This window comes from Kosakonia beeri (assembly GCF_054165705.1).
In genome coordinates this window covers 658,785-676,386 of sequence record NZ_CM135106.1, presented here as the reverse complement: position 1 = coordinate 676,386, position 17,602 = coordinate 658,785, and the positions used below count along the sequence as shown (strand labels likewise).

Below are 17,602 nucleotides of genomic sequence, written 5' to 3'. Positions count from 1 at the left end.
TTGTCCTGTCAGACTTTACTTACCATCCTCAGTGAAGGAGAATTCACCCCGGTCAATTAGGGTGAAATAAACGAAGAATCATTGGTCAAAATACAACCGAGAATACCACCATGATTTATGATTGTTTTTTATATTATGATGAAGACATGTTGCTTGATATTCGTTTGAATACACTTGCAAATGTTGTTGATTATTTTGTGATTGTGGAATCGAAACATACCTTTACAGGTAAACCCAGAACACTGCACTTTGACAAAGAAAAATTCTCCGCTTTCAAAGATAAAATTATTTACGTGGTGCATGATCAGCCGCCGATCATGAAAACGTCCGCGCAGAATACCCATGAAGTCGATGCCTGGGCTAACGAAGCCGCACAGCGAAACGCCATTATGCACGGCCTAAAAGATGCAAAAGACGATGACCTGATTCTGGTTTCAGACGTCGATGAAATTTTCTCGCCACAAGCTATTAAAGCCATCAATCCCGACAAGCTTTGCACAAAGCTGCACATGGGATTTTATAATTACCAGTTCAATCTTCAGGTATTTAATAAGGATGGAACGCCGCGACAGTGTACATTGCCTGGAGCGACCTCATTACACAATCTGAAGGGCTATTTTGGCGGGAAACCGGAAGATTTTCGCAACCTTAAAAAGTCCGGGTTACACCGGGGTTTTATTGTAAAAACACTCTTCAAATTCCGCAGCGAAGTGGTAACGAACGCGGGATGGCACTTCTCGTGGATTATGACGGCCGAACGCATTTCGGAGAAGATGTCGAGCATTTCTCATACGGAATACGATCTGCCGCATTTGAATAATCAAACGCACATTGTTGATGCGCTCACGCATGCAAAAGATATCTGGGGACGCGATCGCCTGATGGTGCCTCAGCCACTCACCAAAGAGAAGTTTCCGGCCTGGCTGGTGGATAACGCCGACCGGTTTGCCGCGTTTATTAGTGTGGTGTAATGGTATAAAAACGAACGCCCAGACGCAGCGGGCTTAGCAAACCCGCCGCGAAAGGAATAACAGCACCGGAAAAAAGAAGTTATGGCCGATTGCCCTGATAACCGGGAATACACTCAACTAAAAGCCAGGAGAATAAATGACGATGTGGTGGAATAAAAATTGCCTGTTAGCGGCGGCGGTATGGTTAACCACAAGTATGGCCCAGGCCGCTACTACGCAATGCCCTCAGTACCCCAATCCAAGCGATAAGTCGCACAGTTTAGAAGACGCCAGTTTATTTATCGGGCCGCAAAAAGATAAGGTTGATTTAATGCCGGATACCGATCAAGAAACCGTGTGGACATTACCTGATTACCAGGATGCAGCCCGGAAGGATCAAACGTCGCTCCATTTCATTTGCCGATATAAAAATACCAAACAGACAGTGGACCTCACTGTTTCGGCAACCGCTCAGACATGTTCCGTTGCCTATGATAAAAAAGATAATCTGATCGCGGCTTGCAAATAAAGGATCTGTCTCGGGGGCGGGTATCACGTTAAACGTGCCTGATGTGTTTTTGAACTGTGCCCGCCGCTACGTTTTCTTTAGCCTTTCTTTTGCTTATTCATCGCCTGCGGCACCGGCGGTGCCTGCGGCTGTAAACGTTGAAAGATAAGTAAAAATCCCGTCAAAAAAGCCTGTCAAATTACCCCCTGCGGATTTGCTATTTAACAAGCCAACTCCTACTCTTCGATCATCAGGATAGTTGACGCAGCACCCCACCAGACGCGAACGTCGCGGTTCAAACTTGGGAGATCATGCCGTGAATTTCCAGCCCAGATATGCAAGTAGCGAATCTCCGGATCCGGTTCAGGCCGTGGCCGAATTTGCTCAACAGCTTGGTCATGACGAGATCGAAACCGTTATTTTTTTCTGCTCTCCGGATTACGATCTGGAAGTATTAGGTAAGGCTTTAAAAAACACGTTTTCCTGCCCTTGTATCGGATGTACTTCTTCAGGGCATATTGGCACGGAAGGTTTCCAGCACTCGGGGCTGTTAGGTCTGGGCTTAGGCGGCAGTTTTCGCGCCCGCACTTTTCTTATCCACCCGCTGGTGGAATACACCGCCGTGATTAGCGACATTGCGGAAACCATTCGCCGCGACAGCGAAGAGAAACCGAGCCTGCATCGCTTTGGCCTGCTGCTGGTGGATGGCCTTTCGATGGCCGAAGAACGGCTGGTGGCAAACCTGTATCAGCAGATTGGTAATGTGCCTATCGTCGGCGGTTCGGCGGGTGACGACTTACGTTTCGAAAAAAGCTATGTCTATGATGGAGAAGGGCATTTCGTTTCTGATGCCGCCGTTTTTTCTGTTATCGAAACCAGTTCCCCAATCGCCACCTTTAAGATCCAACACTTCGAGCCCAGCGATATAGAACTGGTGATCACCGAGGCCGATGCCGAGAAACGTCTGATCCTTGAGATCAATGGCGAACCTGCCGCCCAAGTGTATGCGGAGGCGCTTGGCGTAACCATTGATGAACTCACACCAAGGGTCTTTTCCCGTAATCCGCTGGTGCTCTCTTTCGGCGATGAACCTTACGTCCGCTCGATCCAGAAAATTAATGACGACCTCTCGATCACCTGCTATTGCGCCATAGAAGAAGGGTTAATCGTGTCGATCGGCATCGCCGAAGATCCGATCGAAACTTTCAGTCAGGCCTTTGACAAAGTGCGCGAAACCATTCCGGATCCGGCCGTCATTATCGGTTGTGACTGCATTCTGCGCCGCCTCCAGTTTGAACAAGAAGGGCTTGAGCAACAAATTGGCGAGATCATGGTGCAGAACCGGGTCGTGGGTTTCTCTACCTACGGCGAGCAGTATAACGGGCTGCATGTCAACCAGACATTCACGGGTGTTGCCATTGGAGGTTAACCAATATGCCTGCCCTTCCCCACGCCTCTACTGCGGATCTGTCCCTTGCGGATTATGAGCGCAAACTTATCGCCCGCGATAAGACCATCGACGTTCTGAAACGCCGTATCGCACAAGAAGCCCGACACAGTCACGCCACGCCATTCGCCATCCTGGAGCAAAATGTCGGCCTTGAAAAAGTGGTGGCCCGCAAGACCATGGAACTGGAAAACGAGCGGCATGAACTGGAAAAAGCGCTGGCTGAACTGCGCATTACCCAAACACAGTTGCTTCAGGCACAGAAAATGGAATCTATCGGCCAGCTTGCAGCCGGTATTGCCCATGAAATCAATACGCCAACGCAGTACGTCTCCGATAACGTCGGTTTTGTTAAAAGCGCTAACGCCACGCTGTTAACGCTGCTGGACGCCGCTCTTGCTCTGGCTGAAGCTGCAAGGGAGAAAATGGCTGACGATCCTGCAATCGCAGATTTTGACGCGACACTCAAGCGCTCAAAATTAGACTTTTTACGCCGTCAAATCCCCGGCGCTTTAGACGAATCGCTCGAAGGTCTTGGGCATATCGCCAGGATCGTCGCCGCGATGAAAGAGTTCTCGCACCCGTCGCTCAACGAAAAGGAACGGGTGGATATTCGCGAAGTGATTAATACCACCGTGACCGTGGCGCGAAATGAATGGAAGTACGTCGCCGAGCTCGAGACCCATTTCAGTGATGATTTGCCCCCACTTCCCTGCCTGCGCGATATGGTCGGCCAGGCAATCCTTAACCTGGTAGTAAACGCCGCCCACGCGATTGCAGATACGCTGAAAGAAGGCGTTAAAGAGAAAGGCCGCATTACCCTTTCCGCGCAACAGAATGGCGACTGGATGGAGATCCGCGTCCATGACGACGGCAGCGGGGTTCCTGCTGCTATCCGTGACCGTATTTTCGATCCCTTTTTCACTACCAAAGCGGTCGGCAAAGGGACAGGCCAGGGGCTGGCCATTGTGTACTCTACGGTGGTGGACAAACACGGAGGGCAGATCCGCTGCGAGTCGCAAGAAGGCGTCGGCTCGACGTTTATTCTGCAATTTCCACTATATGACACCATGGAGGATGACACGGCATGCAAGTGATGTTCGTGGATGACGAAAGCAAGGTGCTCTCGGGTATTGAGCGGGCCATCATGATGCAGGACACGGAGTGGGCATGCCGTTTTGCCACCAGTGGCCCTGAAGCGTTGGCGATGCTGGAAGAGACACCTGCGGACGTGGTGGTGTCCGATATGCGCATGCCGTTTATGGACGGTGCAGAGTTACTGACGCAGGTGCGAAATCGCTGGCCCGGCACCCTGCGCATTATTCTTTCTGGCTACTCCGAGCCGGATGCCACCCGGCGGATGCTGGAAGTGGCGCACCGGTTTGTTGCTAAACCCTGCGACAGCACAGCATTGTTAACGCTGATTGGCAGCGCGCTGGCATTACGCGGTATGTTTAAAGACCCGGAAGTTCTGCGCGTAGTGGGCGGAATTAACCAGTTACCCGCTTCGCCAAAAGTCTACACCGAAGTGTGCCAGCTGATTGCAGCTCCCGGCGGTGATACCCGGCAAATTACAGAACATCTGAGCAGCGACCCCGCACTCAGTGCCAAAATTATGCAGCTGGCAAATTCCGCCTGGTTCAGTCAGGAAGCGAAAATACATGACATTGGCAGCGCCATTTCCCATCTGGGGCTGGAACAGGTCAAGCAACTGGTGCTCGCATCACGATTTTTTGCGGACGCGAAGGCAGATCCCGAGGTTGATGAGTTACAACGCCGTGCGCTGCTCGCCTCTACACTTGCCGCCCGGATTGCCGGGCATCAGGGACTGGCGCCCACAGCCGCCCTGCTGGCCAATATTGCGTTGCTGATCCCGGAGATGAGAGAACAGAGCGGCGAAAAACACCTCACTCGCGACAATAACGCTATGCACTCTGCCGTCGGTGCATATTTGCTGGCGCTCTGGGGGTTACCGATGGACATTGTGGAAATCGTGGCGGGTCATACACAGCCTTCTCGTTCCGCACACGGCGTTTTTGACGCCGTGGGTATCGTGCATGTTGCGGTCTCCCTTGCTAATAACAGCATGCCGGATCGGGATTATCTCGAACAGACAGGCATGCTGAATCAACTCCCTTTATGGCAGCAAATGCTGGCCAACCTACAGGACACGCCTCATGACTGATACCGCCTTACCCCGGGTGCTGTGCGTTGACGATGAACCGAATGTACTCGCAGCGATGGAACGAACACTGTTCGGCGAATTTGACGTGGTGGTAGCGCCGAGTGGGCAAGCCGGACTGGATGCCATTCGCTGGGGAGATCGCTTTGCCGTCATTATGTCGGACATGCGCATGCCGAACATGGACGGGGCAACCTTTCTGGCTAAAGCACGGGAACTCTCCCCCGATAGCGTGCGGCTACTGCTCACCGGGCAGGCCGATGTTACCTCCTCCATTGCGGCTATCAATAAAGGGGCTATTTTTCGCTATCTCTGTAAACCCTGTCCGAAAGAGGAACTGATTGCGACACTGAATGACGCTGTCCGTCAGTACCGTCTTGTCTGCGCAGAAAAAGAGCTGCTGGCGACCACGCTTACCGCCTCGGTAAAAACGCTGACCGAAGTGCTCGCCATGGTGGCTCCGTGGGCTTTCCAGCGTGCAGCCTTTGCCCAGTCCTGCGTCCTTCATGCGTTGCCAAAACTGGAATGGCCGGATGAGTGGATTTACACCATTGCCGCATCCCTGAGCCAAATCGGCTGCGTCGGTATTCCGGCGGACATCGTACAGGCCGATGCTGCGCAGCGAAAACTCACGGACGAAGAGAAAAAACTGTTACTGGGGCACCCGGAGGTCGCCGCCCGGCTGGTGGGCAATATTCCACGCCTTGAAATGGTGGCCGGGATTATTCGTCACCAGGCGAAAGAACCCGCACCGAATGTGCCCCTCGAAGTGTTGCGCGGTTCGCATTTATTGCGCGCCGCTCTTGAGCTTGAACGCCATGCGGCACGCGGATGGAGCCTGGAGCGGCCATGGGAAATCTTACGTGCTGCCAGTCCGGCGCTGCCGGACTACATTATCAAGTCACTGTCGGATTTCCGCACCAATGTGACTGGGGTACGCTCTGCGCGCATTCGCGAGCTGATGCCCGGCTGGGTGGTGGATGAAGATATCCGCACCACTAATGGTCTGATGGTGCTGACGAAAGGGCATGAACTCACCGACACCGCCATTTCAGCCCTCCAGCGCCTGCTTAGCGCAGAAGCGATTAAAGAGCCAATTCGGGTTCGGGGCCTGCCCGACAGCCCGACACCCGAGTAATATTATGCCTGTGCCACGGCAGCGGAACGTTTACCGCTGCCCGGCCATAATCTACCCCGCCATAAGGCAACTTTTCGCCCATTTCGCATGAAAACGCAGCCGTAAGCGCAATTTTCACAGAAAGACTAACGCATTGAAATATGTCGCATGTAATATGGCACCGGACTATTGCGAGTTTCGCATCTGTGGTCCAGATTTGATGAACAACTCCCTTTAACAGACTCATTAAGCGCTTTGACGAAACGCCATGAACAAACCAATCAAACGGCTTGAAATCATCAAATACGCCATTGAACTGGAGGATGACGGCATCATCCACAGCCAGCTTCCTTCACTCAAAGCCGAAGTCACGGATCCGGAGTTAGCGTTTATCGTACAAACGCTTGAAGAGAAAAATTACAGCGAAGCGATGCGCGCCATCACCGAGTGGCTGCAAAGCCAGCGTGCGGTGGTCTCCTGGCAAGATCCTCAGGTAGCCGCCAGCAAACTGGAACTGAAGGCGCTGGAAGAGCAAATGCGGGATTTGATTGATAAACGCAACGCACGGATCCAACTGCTGGATGATTTCAACGATCTTTATATGACGCGCCTCGGGCCGCTGATGTCGCAGATCCTGCGCTTACGCCAAACCCTCGCCGAAGCGGCCGTACGCCGCCAGGAAGCCGAAGCGCGCCGTCGCGAAGCCGATTACCTGCGCTGCCAGAAGTATCTGTCACAGGCTGTGAATGTGTTGCTCACGCTTACGCAGCGCTGGCAGAGCATGCCGCCCCATTCGCCGCAAGCCGCCGAAGCGCGCAAGCATCTGCAGCAACAAAACGATCTCATTGCCTCTCTGCTCGCCGAAGCGCAGGAGCTGGAGCGTGGTCTGACGCGGGAAGATGAACCCGCACGCCAGGCGCGCGACGAAGCCCGCCAGGAGTATGAGGATTATCAGGAACAGCAGTTTGACGCTGAAAAACGGTTCAGCTTTGAGCAACAAATGTCGGAAGATGAACGCCATGAGCTGAAACGTCTGTGGCGTCAGGCCAGCAAACTCTGTCACCCCGACCTGGTCGATAACGATCTGAAGAACGAAGCGCACGGCATGATGGTGCAACTCAACCAGGCACGTCAGCGTGGCGACCTCAGCGCGATCCGTTCCCTTCTGACGCGTTTGCAAAAGGGTCTCGATCCGTTGATGGCGAGCGATCGTTTAAATGATTTGCAGCGTCTGCGTCAGCGCATTGTTGAAGTGAAGCAGCATATCGCAACCTTGATTGACGAGCTGGCTACGCTGGAAAAAGAAGATACATGGCAACTGGTTTCCACGCTCCACGATCAGGAAGCCTACTTCCGCCAGCAGGAAAAAACACTGGCGGAGATTCGCCAGACGCTTGAGCAGCAGGTAAGCGAAGCAGAATTCGACGAAGTGGCCTGAACGCACCAGGCCCGGTAAATGCGCCGGGCCTGAACACTATTTTTTATGCCAGTATGCCTGCGCACGGACAAGCTGCTGGTCGATAGCCGCGGTATCGAAACGGCTTATCAAGGATTTCACCACCTCACCTTCCCCCGTCAGCCAGATAAAATAGTCATCAGCAGGAACATGCACGGACGCCAGTTTGTCTGCCAGCATCTGCGCATCATGGCCTGTCACCCAGTGGATATCAAAACCGCTCAGGTGCGCCAGGTAATCCTGACAGGCAGCGTCATTAATGCTAACCACCGCCGTTACCTGCGGGCGCACAGCAAGCTGGCTTAACGCTTCCAGGCGGCGGCGCAGCGCTGGCATTCCGGACTCATCACATACATATAACTGCCAGCCGTAATCCTCCGGCACCACTAACGAACCGCGCGGCCCGCCAATGGTCAGTTTATCGCCAACCTGCGCCGTGACCGCCCAGTTGCTCGCGACACCGCCATCATGGATATAGAAATCCAGCAGCAATTCATGGCGGGACGCATCATATAACGGCGTATAGTCGCGGGATGCCGGACGCGGTCCGTCACCCCAAACGATCCCTTCATCGGTCACCACTGGCGGCACAAACGCCCTACCCGACTGTGGGAAAAAAACCTTGGTGTGATCATCAAACCCCTGCGAGGTAAAGCCATCCAGTTGATCGCCGCCCAGTACAATACGCTGGAAGCTCACGCCGGGGCGTTCCACGCGCAGGACGGTTAATTCGCGAAAACGCAGTTCATTGCGTACGCGCTGAGGGTACTTTCGGGATAGTGTCGTCATCATCAGCCTTCGTAAAGTTGAATACGATATATCTAAATATTGTGCAAATGATAATGATTGCTGATTAGGCTGAAGGCAAGATCTTTTTAAGATATAGCGGAGTGAAAGCGCACAGCTTGTTAAACGTAGAATTAAAAACATTAATAATCATTTAGTTAAATACAAAATCAGTATTAAACTGTATTACTTTCAAATTTAGATATAAATTAGATATATCAATATCACACGAGAGATCACAATGCGGCATCCCCACGATCATCATGATGACGAACAACGCCACCGTCACGACGAGGCGCACCACCACGGACACGGCGGCGGTCGCCGTCAGCGCTTTTTTGGGCATGGGGAATTAAGGCTGGTGATCCTGCACTTATTGACCAGCGGTGCCAGCCATGGCTATGAGCTGATCAAAGAGATTGAAACACTGACCGGCGGCAATTACACGCCAAGCCCGGGGGTGATCTACCCCACGCTTGATTTTTTGCAGGACCAACAACTGATCACCGTTAATGATGAAGAGAACGGGCGCCGGCGCATTACCATCACGGCTGAAGGTCTGCGCTGGCTGGATGAGAGCCAGACCCAGCTTGAACAGATCCGCGAGCGAATCAAAGCCCGCAATGTCGGTCGCCAGTTGCGTAAGGATCCGCAAATGAAGCGCGCGCTGGAAAATTTTAAAGCCGTGCTGGACCTGCGCGTTAATCAGGGAGAAGTCAGCGCCGCTCAGCTTAAGCAGATAATCGGCATTATCGACCGTGCGGCGCTGGATATCTCGCAGCTGGATTAAGCCGCGGCGGGGGATTCCCGTAAGCGGAACACCTGCACTAACTGACGCAAGTGCATCGCCTGGTCATTCAGAGCCGCCGCCGCTGCGACAGACTCTTCCACCAGGCTGGAGTTCTGTTGCGTAGTGGAGTCAATGAGACCGATTGCGCTGTTGATCTGCGAAATGCCATCGGTTTGTTCGCGGCTTGCCTGGCCAATTTCGCGCAGGATAACGTCCATCTCCTGCACGTTATCTACCATGCCGTTGATCAGCAAGCTGGCTTTTTCCACCAGCGACATCCCCTCGCGGGTCTGGGTGGTCGAACTCTCGATCAGATGACGGATCTCATTGGCCGATGACGCGCTTTTCTGCGCGAGTTGACGCACTTCGCCCGCCACGACTGCAAAGCCCCGCCCGTGCTCCCCTGCCCGCGCCGCTTCAACCGCCGCGTTAAGCGCCAGAATATTGGTCTGGAAAGCAATCGAGTCAATCAGGTTGATAATGTCGGACATACGGTTAGACGTTTCATTAATGACGCGCATCTTCTCCGTCACCTGCTTCATCATCTCACCGTTATTTTTCACCACCGTTGCCGCACCAGCGGAGAGCTGGGTTGCCTCAGAGGTATGATCGGCCGTATTTTTCACCGTCGCGGTGATCTGTTCCATAGACGCGGCCGTCTGCTCAACAGAGCTGGCCTGCTCTTCGGTACGTGCTGCCAAATCCTGGTTCCCGGCAACGATCTGCGCAGCCGCGCTGGAGATACTTTCAGAGCCATGCTGCACTTCGTGAACGATATCCACCAGCCGGTTTTTCATCTCCATCAGAGCACGCAGCAAAATGCCGGTTTCATCACGATGTGGCGAATCAATAGCACGGGTTAAATCGCCATCGGCGATCGCTTCGGCAAAGACTACGGCTTCGCTTAACGGACGGGTGATCATGCGCATTATGTACAAACCCAGCAGGCTGCCGACGCTAATGCTGAATACGGCGAGCAGGATCATCACCAGGCGGTTGGTACTAAAATCATCCTGTACCTGGTCGCCTGCGGTGCGCATTTTTTTGTTCTGCACCGCAATCAGATCCATCACTTTGTCTTTGTACGCAGTCTGAATCTGAACCGTGTGGGTCATCATCTCCTCAACGGCACCGGCGCGGTCGTTGCGTTTCACGGCGTCAAGAATGCGGAAGCGCGAATCAAGATACTGCTGACGCACGGTGCGGATTTCGCCGAGAATTTTCTGCGACTCCTCATCCGGTAAGCTTTTCGACAACTCTTCCAGCAGCGCGGTGATGTTAGCGCTGATGTCGGTAAGTTGCTTTGGCGTGTCCGCGGTCCATTTGCCTTCGTTATCCAGCAGCATCAGTTGCTGGTTATTGATAAAGGCATTGAAGTTATCGATCAGGTCATTGGCTTTGATCGTGGTGGGATAGTCATGGTGCACAATTTCTTGCATTCCATTATTTGTGCGATTGAGACTAAGTAGCGAAAGAGTGGAACTTATCACCATCAACACAATAAAAAACCCGAATGCCAGAAATAATTTCGTGCCGATTTTTACATCATGTAAAAACATATATTCTCCATGGTTTTGATTTTTTCTGACGAAAGCGTCGCGCCACGGATGGTAAAGGCGCGCTTAAGTCCCTGGCGCAAATTTAAAAGGGAGCAACCACTAGTCGTTATCGGTAACAGTCACGCTAACTTTATGAGTTTGATCGTTTTTTTAATTACTTAATGTGCAATTAGATAGCCAGGAGCTATTAATGACAGTTAATCGATCGTTATATGCACGCAAGTATCGGTAATCACAATATATTTAATAATGCTTAATCACATTTAATTAATAATTAAACATAAAAAAGAGAACATTATTATTCATTCACACTTGAAACCATAATTAATAATAATTTAACAAAGAATGAATAATACCATTACAAGTTAACCTTGCTATAAATACGGATATAGCAAAAAAAACCGCCGGAATCTCTTCGGGCGGTTTTTAATTCTTATAATGATGATTAATGTAATACGGAAACAGCATCCTGCAAACGACCAGCGCGATGCTTCACCATAGCCGAAACGGTGGCGCTCTCTTCGACCAGCCCCGCATTTTTTTGCGTAATCGCGTCCAGTTCCGCCACCGCACGCGTCAAATCAGAGAGCCCTGCCGCCTGTTCAGACGTCGACTGGCTGATTTGCCCAATCAGCGCTGTGACGTTCTGTACCTGGTTGACGATGTCTTCCATTGTGCGCCCGGCGGCATGCACCTGGTCGTAGCCGGACTGTACTTTATCTGCGCTGGCATCAATCAGCTTACGAATATCGTTGGCTGCACTGGCGCTTCGGCTGGCCAGATGCCGTACTTCGCCGGCGACTACCGCAAAACCTTTCCCCTGTTCACCTGCCCGGGCGGCTTCCACGGCGGCGTTCAGCGCCAGGATATTGGTCTGAAAAGCAATGTCGTTAATCAGCGTGGTAATAGAACCAATGCGCTGCGTACTGTTCGCAATCTCATCCATGGTTTTCACCACCGTTTCCATTGCTTTACCGCCATGCCGTGCGGCGCTACTGGCCGCACTGGAGAGTTGATCCGCCGCCGACGCGGTTTCTGAGTTGGTCTGTACCGACGCCGCCATCTGGCTCATCGTGCTCACGGTCTGCTGAACGTTGACCACCGTCTGGCGAGTGCGCTCGTTCAGATCGTCGCTGCCTCTGGCCAGCGTCTCGCTGCCTTTACGCACACTGCTCACCTGGCTGGAAACGTCATTGATAAGCCAGCGGCACATGAGCCCCAACTGCCCGACAGCGCGCAGAGTCAGCCCCAGTTCATCGCTGCGGTTAAGCGGCTGTATGCTGTTACGCTCGCCTGTCGCCACGCTTAACGCCTGGCGCGCCACATTGGCGGCCGGGCGTACAATTTGCCACTCTATAGCCATCCCTGTCGCCACCATCGCCAGTACGCTGATTGCCAGCGTCAACGCACTGCCGCCGGATAACGCCAGCGCGGCGCACTGCGCGAGCCCCACACATGCCACGGCGCTGCGGGCGCGCCAGCGTAACGGCATGGCGCATATTTTCCCCCAGCCGCGTTTACTGATCACCAGGCCTTTATAGAGCCGTTTATTACTGCGCCCTTCCTTTAATGCCTGATACAGCGGCTCCACAGCGGCAATCTCATCTTCTGTCGCCCGCGTGCGAATCGACATGTATCCGCTAAGTTGCCCATCACGGATCATCGGGACTGCGTTTGCACGCACCCAATAATGGTCGCCATTTTTGCGACGGTTTTTAACAACACCGCTCCACGGCTCCCCTTGTTTAAGCGTGTACCACATGTCGGCGAAGGCCGCTTTGGGCATATCCGGATGACGAACAAGGTTATGTGGCTGGCCATGGAGTTCATCAAGGTGATAGCCGCTTACCTTAACGAAAGCATCATTGGCGTGGGTGATATGACTTTGCAGGTCGGTGGTCGACATGAGGGTCGTGTCATCATCCAGCAAAAACGCCTGCTGGCTGACATAGCGAGGAGAAGACATGGTTGCGTCCTGTGCAGGTTATACTTCTGTTAAGAATTATTGCGAATGTTATTTCGGCGAAAATGAATTTATCTTTAGTTGTTAAATTTGATTTAGATCGCAATTCAGCATAAATCCGCATTTTTTGTACAGCCACTAACATGCTGATTTAAATAGTTTCGTTGCGTAACCACCCACTAAAGCTAAGGCTAAATGCCCCCTTAAAGAGCATTGACTGCACCAGTAAGGGGCATAAGTGCAACAGTGTTGTCACACTCGTTCAAATTTTAATCATGTATTTGGGAACTTTTAAACGTAACGGGACGATTAAATCTTGTACAAAAGCCCCTTCCCCTGGCGTTTATCCCGATTTTGCTTCCCTCAGCCGAAGTGGCGTAATCCCTGCAATACTTAAATCGGTATCATGTGATACGCGAGCCCCTGGAGCACATTTTGAACAGGTTACCTTCCAGCGCATCGGCATTAGCGTGCAGCGCTCACGCATTAAATATCATTGAAAAACAAGATCTTGATCATGAGGAGATGAAAGCGTTAAACCGAGAGGTGGTTGAATACTTTAAAGAGCATGTAAATCCGGGGTTTTTGGAGTATCGCAAATCTGTTACCGCTGGCGGGGATTACGGAGCCGTAGAATGGCAAGCAAGCAGTCTGAATACGCTTGTCGACACCCAGGGACAGGAGTTTTTAGATTGCCTGGGTGGATTTGGAATTTTTAATGTGGGGCACCGTAATCCAGTTGTGGTTTCCGCCGTACAGAGTCAACTCGCCAAACAACCTCTTCACAGCCAGGAGCTACTCGACCCACTGCGGGCGATGCTGGCAAAAACGCTGGCGGCACTTGCGCCCGGCAAACTGAAATACAGTTTCTTTAGCAACAGCGGGACGGAATCCGTCGAGGCTGCGTTGAAACTGGCCAAAGCGTATCAGTCGCCACGTGGCAAATTTACCTTTGTTGCCACCAGCGGCGCGTTCCACGGCAAGTCCTTAGGCGCGCTATCGGCTACGGCAAAATCGACCTTCCGCAAACCCTTTATGCCACTGCTGCCAGGCTTTCGCCATGTGCCCTTCGGCAATATCGACGCCATGCGGACAGTGCTCAGCGAGTGTCATAAAACCGGTGATGACGTGGCTGCCGTGATCCTTGAACCTATCCAGGGCGAAGGCGGCGTGATCCTGCCGCCGCAAGGCTATTTGCCTGCGGTGCGTCAGCTGTGCGACGAGTTTGGCGCATTGCTGATCTTCGATGAAGTGCAGACGGGGATGGGACGCACCGGCAAAATGTTCGCCTGCGAACATGAAAACGTGCAGCCGGACATTTTATGCCTTGCTAAAGCACTGGGCGGCGGCGTGATGCCTATCGGCGCGACCATCGCCACCCAGGAAGTGTTCTCCGTGCTGTTTGATAATCCCTTCCTGCATACGACAACGTTTGGCGGTAACCCGCTGGCCTGTGCGGCCGCGCTGGCGACTATCAACGTGCTGTTGGAAGAGAACCTGCCGGCGCAGGCAGAGCAGAAGGGCGACATCCTGCTGGATGGCTTCCGGGCTCTGGCGCGCGAGTACCCCGATCTGGTGCAGGATGCGCGCGGCCGCGGGATGCTGATGGCAATAGAGTTTGTGGATAACGAAACGGGCTATAACTTTGCCAGTGAGATGTTCCGTCAACGCGTGCTGGTTGCCGGGACGCTCAACAACGCGAAAACTATTCGTATTGAACCACCGCTGACACTCACAATGGAGCAGTGTGAGCAGGTGCTGAAAGCAGCAGGTAACGCGCTGGCGGCATTGCGGGTTACGGTGGAACAGGCGTAACAGTTCCCCTCCCTTTTGGGGAGGGGAACTGCCATTATTCCGGCAATAATCCAATAAAACTGCGCTTTTTACGCGGTTCTGACATCAAACCTTCCAGCTTCTCTACACAAGCCAGATAATGCGGCGTTTGCTTATGTGCCAGCACGGCAGCCTCATCCCGGTAAGCCTCGTAGATAAAAAAGCGGGTTTTCACTTTCTGATCCTGCAATACATCAAAACGTAAATTTCCGGGTTCCTGGATCGCCCCTTCATGGTTGGCGCGGAACACCTGCAAAAACTCCTCTATACAATCCGGTTTAATGTTGATCTCCACCAGCGTCACATTCATGGGTGCTCTCCTTGTTTTTCCTCCAGCCAGAACTGATACGCCTCATGGGCGCGCATATTGTCGTGAACCACTTTTTTCACCGCTTTCAGCATCGCCAATGGCGCGCTGGACTGGAAAATATTTCGCCCCATGTCCACGCCGGACGCCCCCTGGTCAATGGCGCGGAAACACATCTCCAGCGCTTCCTGTTCCGGTAACTTTTTGCCCCCGGCGATAACAATCGGCACCGGGCAGCTGGCGGTGACTTTCTCGAATCCCTCGTCGACATAATAGGTCTTCACGAACTGCGCCCCCATTTCGGCGGCGATGCGGCTGGCAAGGGAAAAATAGCGGGCATCGCGCGTCATCTCTTTCCCCACCCCGGTGACCGCCAGCGTCGGGATACCGTAGCGAGCACCGGCATCCACCAGCTTGATTATGTTACCGATCGATTGATGTTCATATTCACTGCCTACATAGATTTGTGCCGCTACAGCGCTGACATTAAGTCGCAGCGCATCCTCCATGGCCACCGCAATGCATTCGTTGGAGAGTTCCGCCAGGATCGAGTTTCCGCCAGAAGCACGCAATACCACTGGCTTATTGGTAGCAGGCGGCACCACACTGCGTAAGATGCCACGTGTACACATCAGCACATCTGTTTCGGCAAACAGCGGTGCAATCGACAAATCAATACGCTCAAGCCCGGTAGTCGGCCCCTGAAAATAGCCATGATCGAAAGCCAGCATGACCGTGCGATTACTGTGCGGGTTAAAGATCCGCGCCAGTCGGGATTGCATTCCCCAGTCCAGTGCGCCACAGCCTTTCAGCGTGAAGGGCACATTTTTTTGCGGCGTTCCAAAACCAAAATCTTTGCCGTCTTTGATGTCATCTAAATCCGCCATCGTCCCTCCCACTGAAAGCTGTGATTGAGCCATTGATTTTGTGATTGAAGATCGTTCACAAGCGTAGGCCGTGAACTATATTTATGACCGTACGAGGATCACAGTTTTATCTCTGATGCCGCCCGAGGGGGAAAAACCCATGAGTTACCTATTAGCGTTAGATGCAGGGACTGGCAGTATTCGTGCTGTGATCTTCGACTTATCCGGGCGACAAGTGGGTGTCGGCCAGGCTGAGTGGAAACATCTGAGCCTCGAAAATGTGCCCGGTTCAATGGAGTTCGATCTCGACACCAACTGGCAACTCGCCTGCCAGTGCATTCGGCAGGCCCTGGCTCAGGCCGGGTTACGCGGCGCAGACATCCAGTCCGTCGCCTGTTGTTCTATGCGTGAAGGCATAGTGCTGTATGACCGTAACGGCGAGCCTCTGTGGGCTTGTGCCAATGTGGATGCCCGCGCCAGCCGTGAAGTCGCCGAGCTAAAAGAGATCCACGGTTACCATTTTGAAGCCGAAGTGTATGAAGTCTCCGGGCAGACGCTGGCGCTCAGCGCCATGCCGCGCCTGCTGTGGCTGGCGCATAACCGCCCTGACATCTATCGCAATGCGGCAACCATCACCATGATCAGCGACTGGCTGGCATCGCGTCTTTCCGGCTGGCTGGCCGTGGACCCGTCGAATGCCGGCACTACCGGGTTGCTTGATCTGTTTACCCGCGACTGGCGGCCCGAATTGCTGGATATGGCCGGGCTGCGAGCCGATTTTCTCTCACCGGTAAAAGAGACCGGCACGCTTCTCGGTGAAGTCACCGCCCAGGCAGCACAGGAAAGCGGCTTGCGCGAAGGGACGCCTGTCGTCATGGGCGGCGGTGATGTGCAGCTTGGCTGTCTTGGGCTGGGCGTGGTGCGCCCCGGGCAGAGCGCAGTGCTTGGCGGCACCTTCTGGCAACAAGTGGTGAATCTGCCACAAGTACGTACCGATCCGGAAATGAATATTCGCGTTAATCCGCACGTCATTCCCGGCATGGTTCAGGCAGAGTCGATCAGCTTTTTCACAGGGTTAACCATGCGCTGGTTCCGCGATGCTTTCTGTGCAGAAGAAAAGTTAATTGCTGAACGGCTGGGGGTCGATGCCTATACCCTGCTGGAAGAGATGGCGGCCCGCGTACCGGCAGGGTCGTGGGGCGTCATGCCGATTTTCTCTGATGCGATGCATTTTAAACAGTGGTACCACGCTGCACCGTCGTTTATTAACCTCTCGATTGATGCAGAAAAATGCAACAAAGCCACACTGTTCCGGGCGCTGGAAGAAAACGCTGCCACGGTATCAGCCTGTAATCTGGCCCAGATTTCACGATTTTCCGGCGTTCGCTTCGATAGCCTGGTTTTTGCAGGCGGCGGTGCAAAAGGCGCGCTGTGGGGGCAGATTTTAAGCGATGTCACCGGTTTGCCGGTGCGCGTGCCGGAAGTGAAAGAAGCGACCGCGTTGGGCTGCGCGATTGCCGCAGGTGTGGGTGCCGGGCTGTACGATGACATGGCAGCGACGGGTGAACGGCTGGTGAGATGGAGCCGGGAATATACGCCCAATCTACAACACCGCGAGCTTTACGATACGATGATGCAGAAATGGCAGAAGATTTACGCCGATCAGCTTGGTCTGGTCGATAGCGGTTTAACCACCTCAATGTGGGCAGCACCCGGATTGAGCACTCACGTCTGATCTTTCTCCCCTCCCCTCATTCCGGTGCGATGAGGGGATTTTTGAATCTCATCACAATCATTTGTTCCCGCTTTTCCCTTTTCTGTCGCGACGGCTAAAGTAG

At 53.2% G+C, this 17,602-nt stretch carries 15 protein-coding genes; 10 read left to right on the top strand and 5 right to left on the bottom strand.

The annotated features are described in order from the left end of the window. Positions 1-110: 110 nt before the first annotated feature. From ACUY4S_RS03365 to ACUY4S_RS03335, 7 genes are all read left to right on the top strand, one after another. Positions 111-971, top strand: coding sequence for a glycosyltransferase family 17 protein (locus tag ACUY4S_RS03365; RefSeq protein WP_458024246.1), 861 nt, complete (start codon positions 111-113; stop codon positions 969-971). A 136-nt stretch (positions 972-1,107) separates the two neighbouring features. Next, the gene (locus tag ACUY4S_RS03360) at positions 1,108-1,479 is read left to right on the top strand and encodes an STY0301 family protein (RefSeq protein WP_458022545.1); all 372 of its coding nucleotides are present in this window, start codon (positions 1,108-1,110) and stop codon (positions 1,477-1,479) included. A 295-nt stretch (positions 1,480-1,774) separates the two neighbouring features. Further along, on the top strand, positions 1,775-2,887 hold the full coding sequence (locus tag ACUY4S_RS03355) for an FIST N-terminal domain-containing protein (RefSeq protein ID WP_312690879.1): 1,113 nt from the start codon (positions 1,775-1,777) through the stop codon (positions 2,885-2,887). Positions 2,888-2,892: 5 nt separating this feature from the next. Further along, complete coding sequence (locus ACUY4S_RS03350) at positions 2,893-4,002, top strand: sensor histidine kinase (RefSeq protein WP_458022546.1); 1,110 nt, start codon at positions 2,893-2,895, stop codon at positions 4,000-4,002. Then, the gene (locus ACUY4S_RS03345) at positions 3,993-5,090 is read left to right on the top strand and encodes an HDOD domain-containing protein (RefSeq protein ID WP_458022547.1); all 1,098 of its coding nucleotides are present in this window, start codon (positions 3,993-3,995) and stop codon (positions 5,088-5,090) included. The genes ACUY4S_RS03350 and ACUY4S_RS03345 overlap by 10 nt, the downstream gene beginning before the upstream one ends. Further along, entirely contained in the window at positions 5,083-6,225 is a 1,143-nt protein-coding gene (locus ACUY4S_RS03340; RefSeq protein WP_458022548.1) for a response regulator, read from the top strand. The genes ACUY4S_RS03345 and ACUY4S_RS03340 overlap by 8 nt, the downstream gene beginning before the upstream one ends. A gap of 247 nt (positions 6,226-6,472) precedes the next feature. Beyond that, a complete protein-coding gene (locus tag ACUY4S_RS03335; RefSeq protein WP_312690882.1) occupies positions 6,473-7,642 on the top strand; it encodes a DNA repair protein in 1,170 nt (389 codons plus the stop codon). A 36-nt stretch (positions 7,643-7,678) separates the two neighbouring features. On the opposite strand, the gene ACUY4S_RS03330 is transcribed toward ACUY4S_RS03335, so the two are convergent. Continuing rightward, entirely contained in the window at positions 7,679-8,449 is a 771-nt protein-coding gene (locus tag ACUY4S_RS03330; RefSeq protein WP_458022563.1) for a siderophore-interacting protein, read from the bottom strand. Positions 8,450-8,687: 238 nt separating this feature from the next. On the opposite strand from ACUY4S_RS03330, the gene ACUY4S_RS03325 reads away from it, so the two are divergent. Then, complete coding sequence (locus ACUY4S_RS03325) at positions 8,688-9,236, top strand: PadR family transcriptional regulator (RefSeq protein ID WP_312690883.1); 549 nt, start codon at positions 8,688-8,690, stop codon at positions 9,234-9,236. Here ACUY4S_RS03325 and ACUY4S_RS03320 read toward each other — a convergent pair. Then, positions 9,233-10,795 (bottom strand): methyl-accepting chemotaxis protein, encoded by a 1,563-nt coding sequence (locus ACUY4S_RS03320; RefSeq protein ID WP_458022549.1) that lies wholly within the window; start codon positions 10,793-10,795, stop codon positions 9,233-9,235. The genes ACUY4S_RS03325 and ACUY4S_RS03320 overlap by 4 nt on opposite strands. A gap of 445 nt (positions 10,796-11,240) precedes the next feature. Next, entirely contained in the window at positions 11,241-12,761 is a 1,521-nt protein-coding gene (locus tag ACUY4S_RS03315) for a methyl-accepting chemotaxis protein (RefSeq protein WP_458022550.1), read from the bottom strand. A gap of 432 nt (positions 12,762-13,193) precedes the next feature. Between ACUY4S_RS03315 and ygjG the strand changes: the two genes are divergently transcribed. Then, on the top strand, positions 13,194-14,573 hold the full coding sequence (gene ygjG, locus ACUY4S_RS03310) for a putrescine aminotransferase (RefSeq protein ID WP_312690886.1): 1,380 nt from the start codon (positions 13,194-13,196) through the stop codon (positions 14,571-14,573). 34 nt (positions 14,574-14,607) lie between these two features. Here the strand turns inward: ygjG and lsrG are convergent, their stop codons facing one another. Together lsrG and lsrF are read right to left on the bottom strand one after the other, a co-directional pair. After that, positions 14,608-14,901, bottom strand: coding sequence for a (4S)-4-hydroxy-5-phosphonooxypentane-2,3-dione isomerase (gene lsrG, locus ACUY4S_RS03305; RefSeq protein ID WP_312690887.1), 294 nt, complete (start codon positions 14,899-14,901; stop codon positions 14,608-14,610). Then, positions 14,898-15,785 carry a 3-hydroxy-5-phosphonooxypentane-2,4-dione thiolase gene (gene lsrF / locus ACUY4S_RS03300; RefSeq protein ID WP_312690888.1) on the bottom strand — a complete coding sequence of 296 codons (888 nt, stop codon included), beginning with the start codon at positions 15,783-15,785 and terminating at the stop codon, positions 14,898-14,900. Before lsrF ends, lsrG begins: the two co-directional genes overlap by 4 nt. 139 nt (positions 15,786-15,924) lie before the next feature. Between lsrF and lsrK the strand changes: the two genes are divergently transcribed. Next, entirely contained in the window at positions 15,925-17,499 is a 1,575-nt protein-coding gene (gene lsrK, locus ACUY4S_RS03295; RefSeq protein ID WP_458022551.1) for an autoinducer-2 kinase, read from the top strand. The last annotated feature ends 103 nt before the right edge of the window (positions 17,500-17,602 follow it).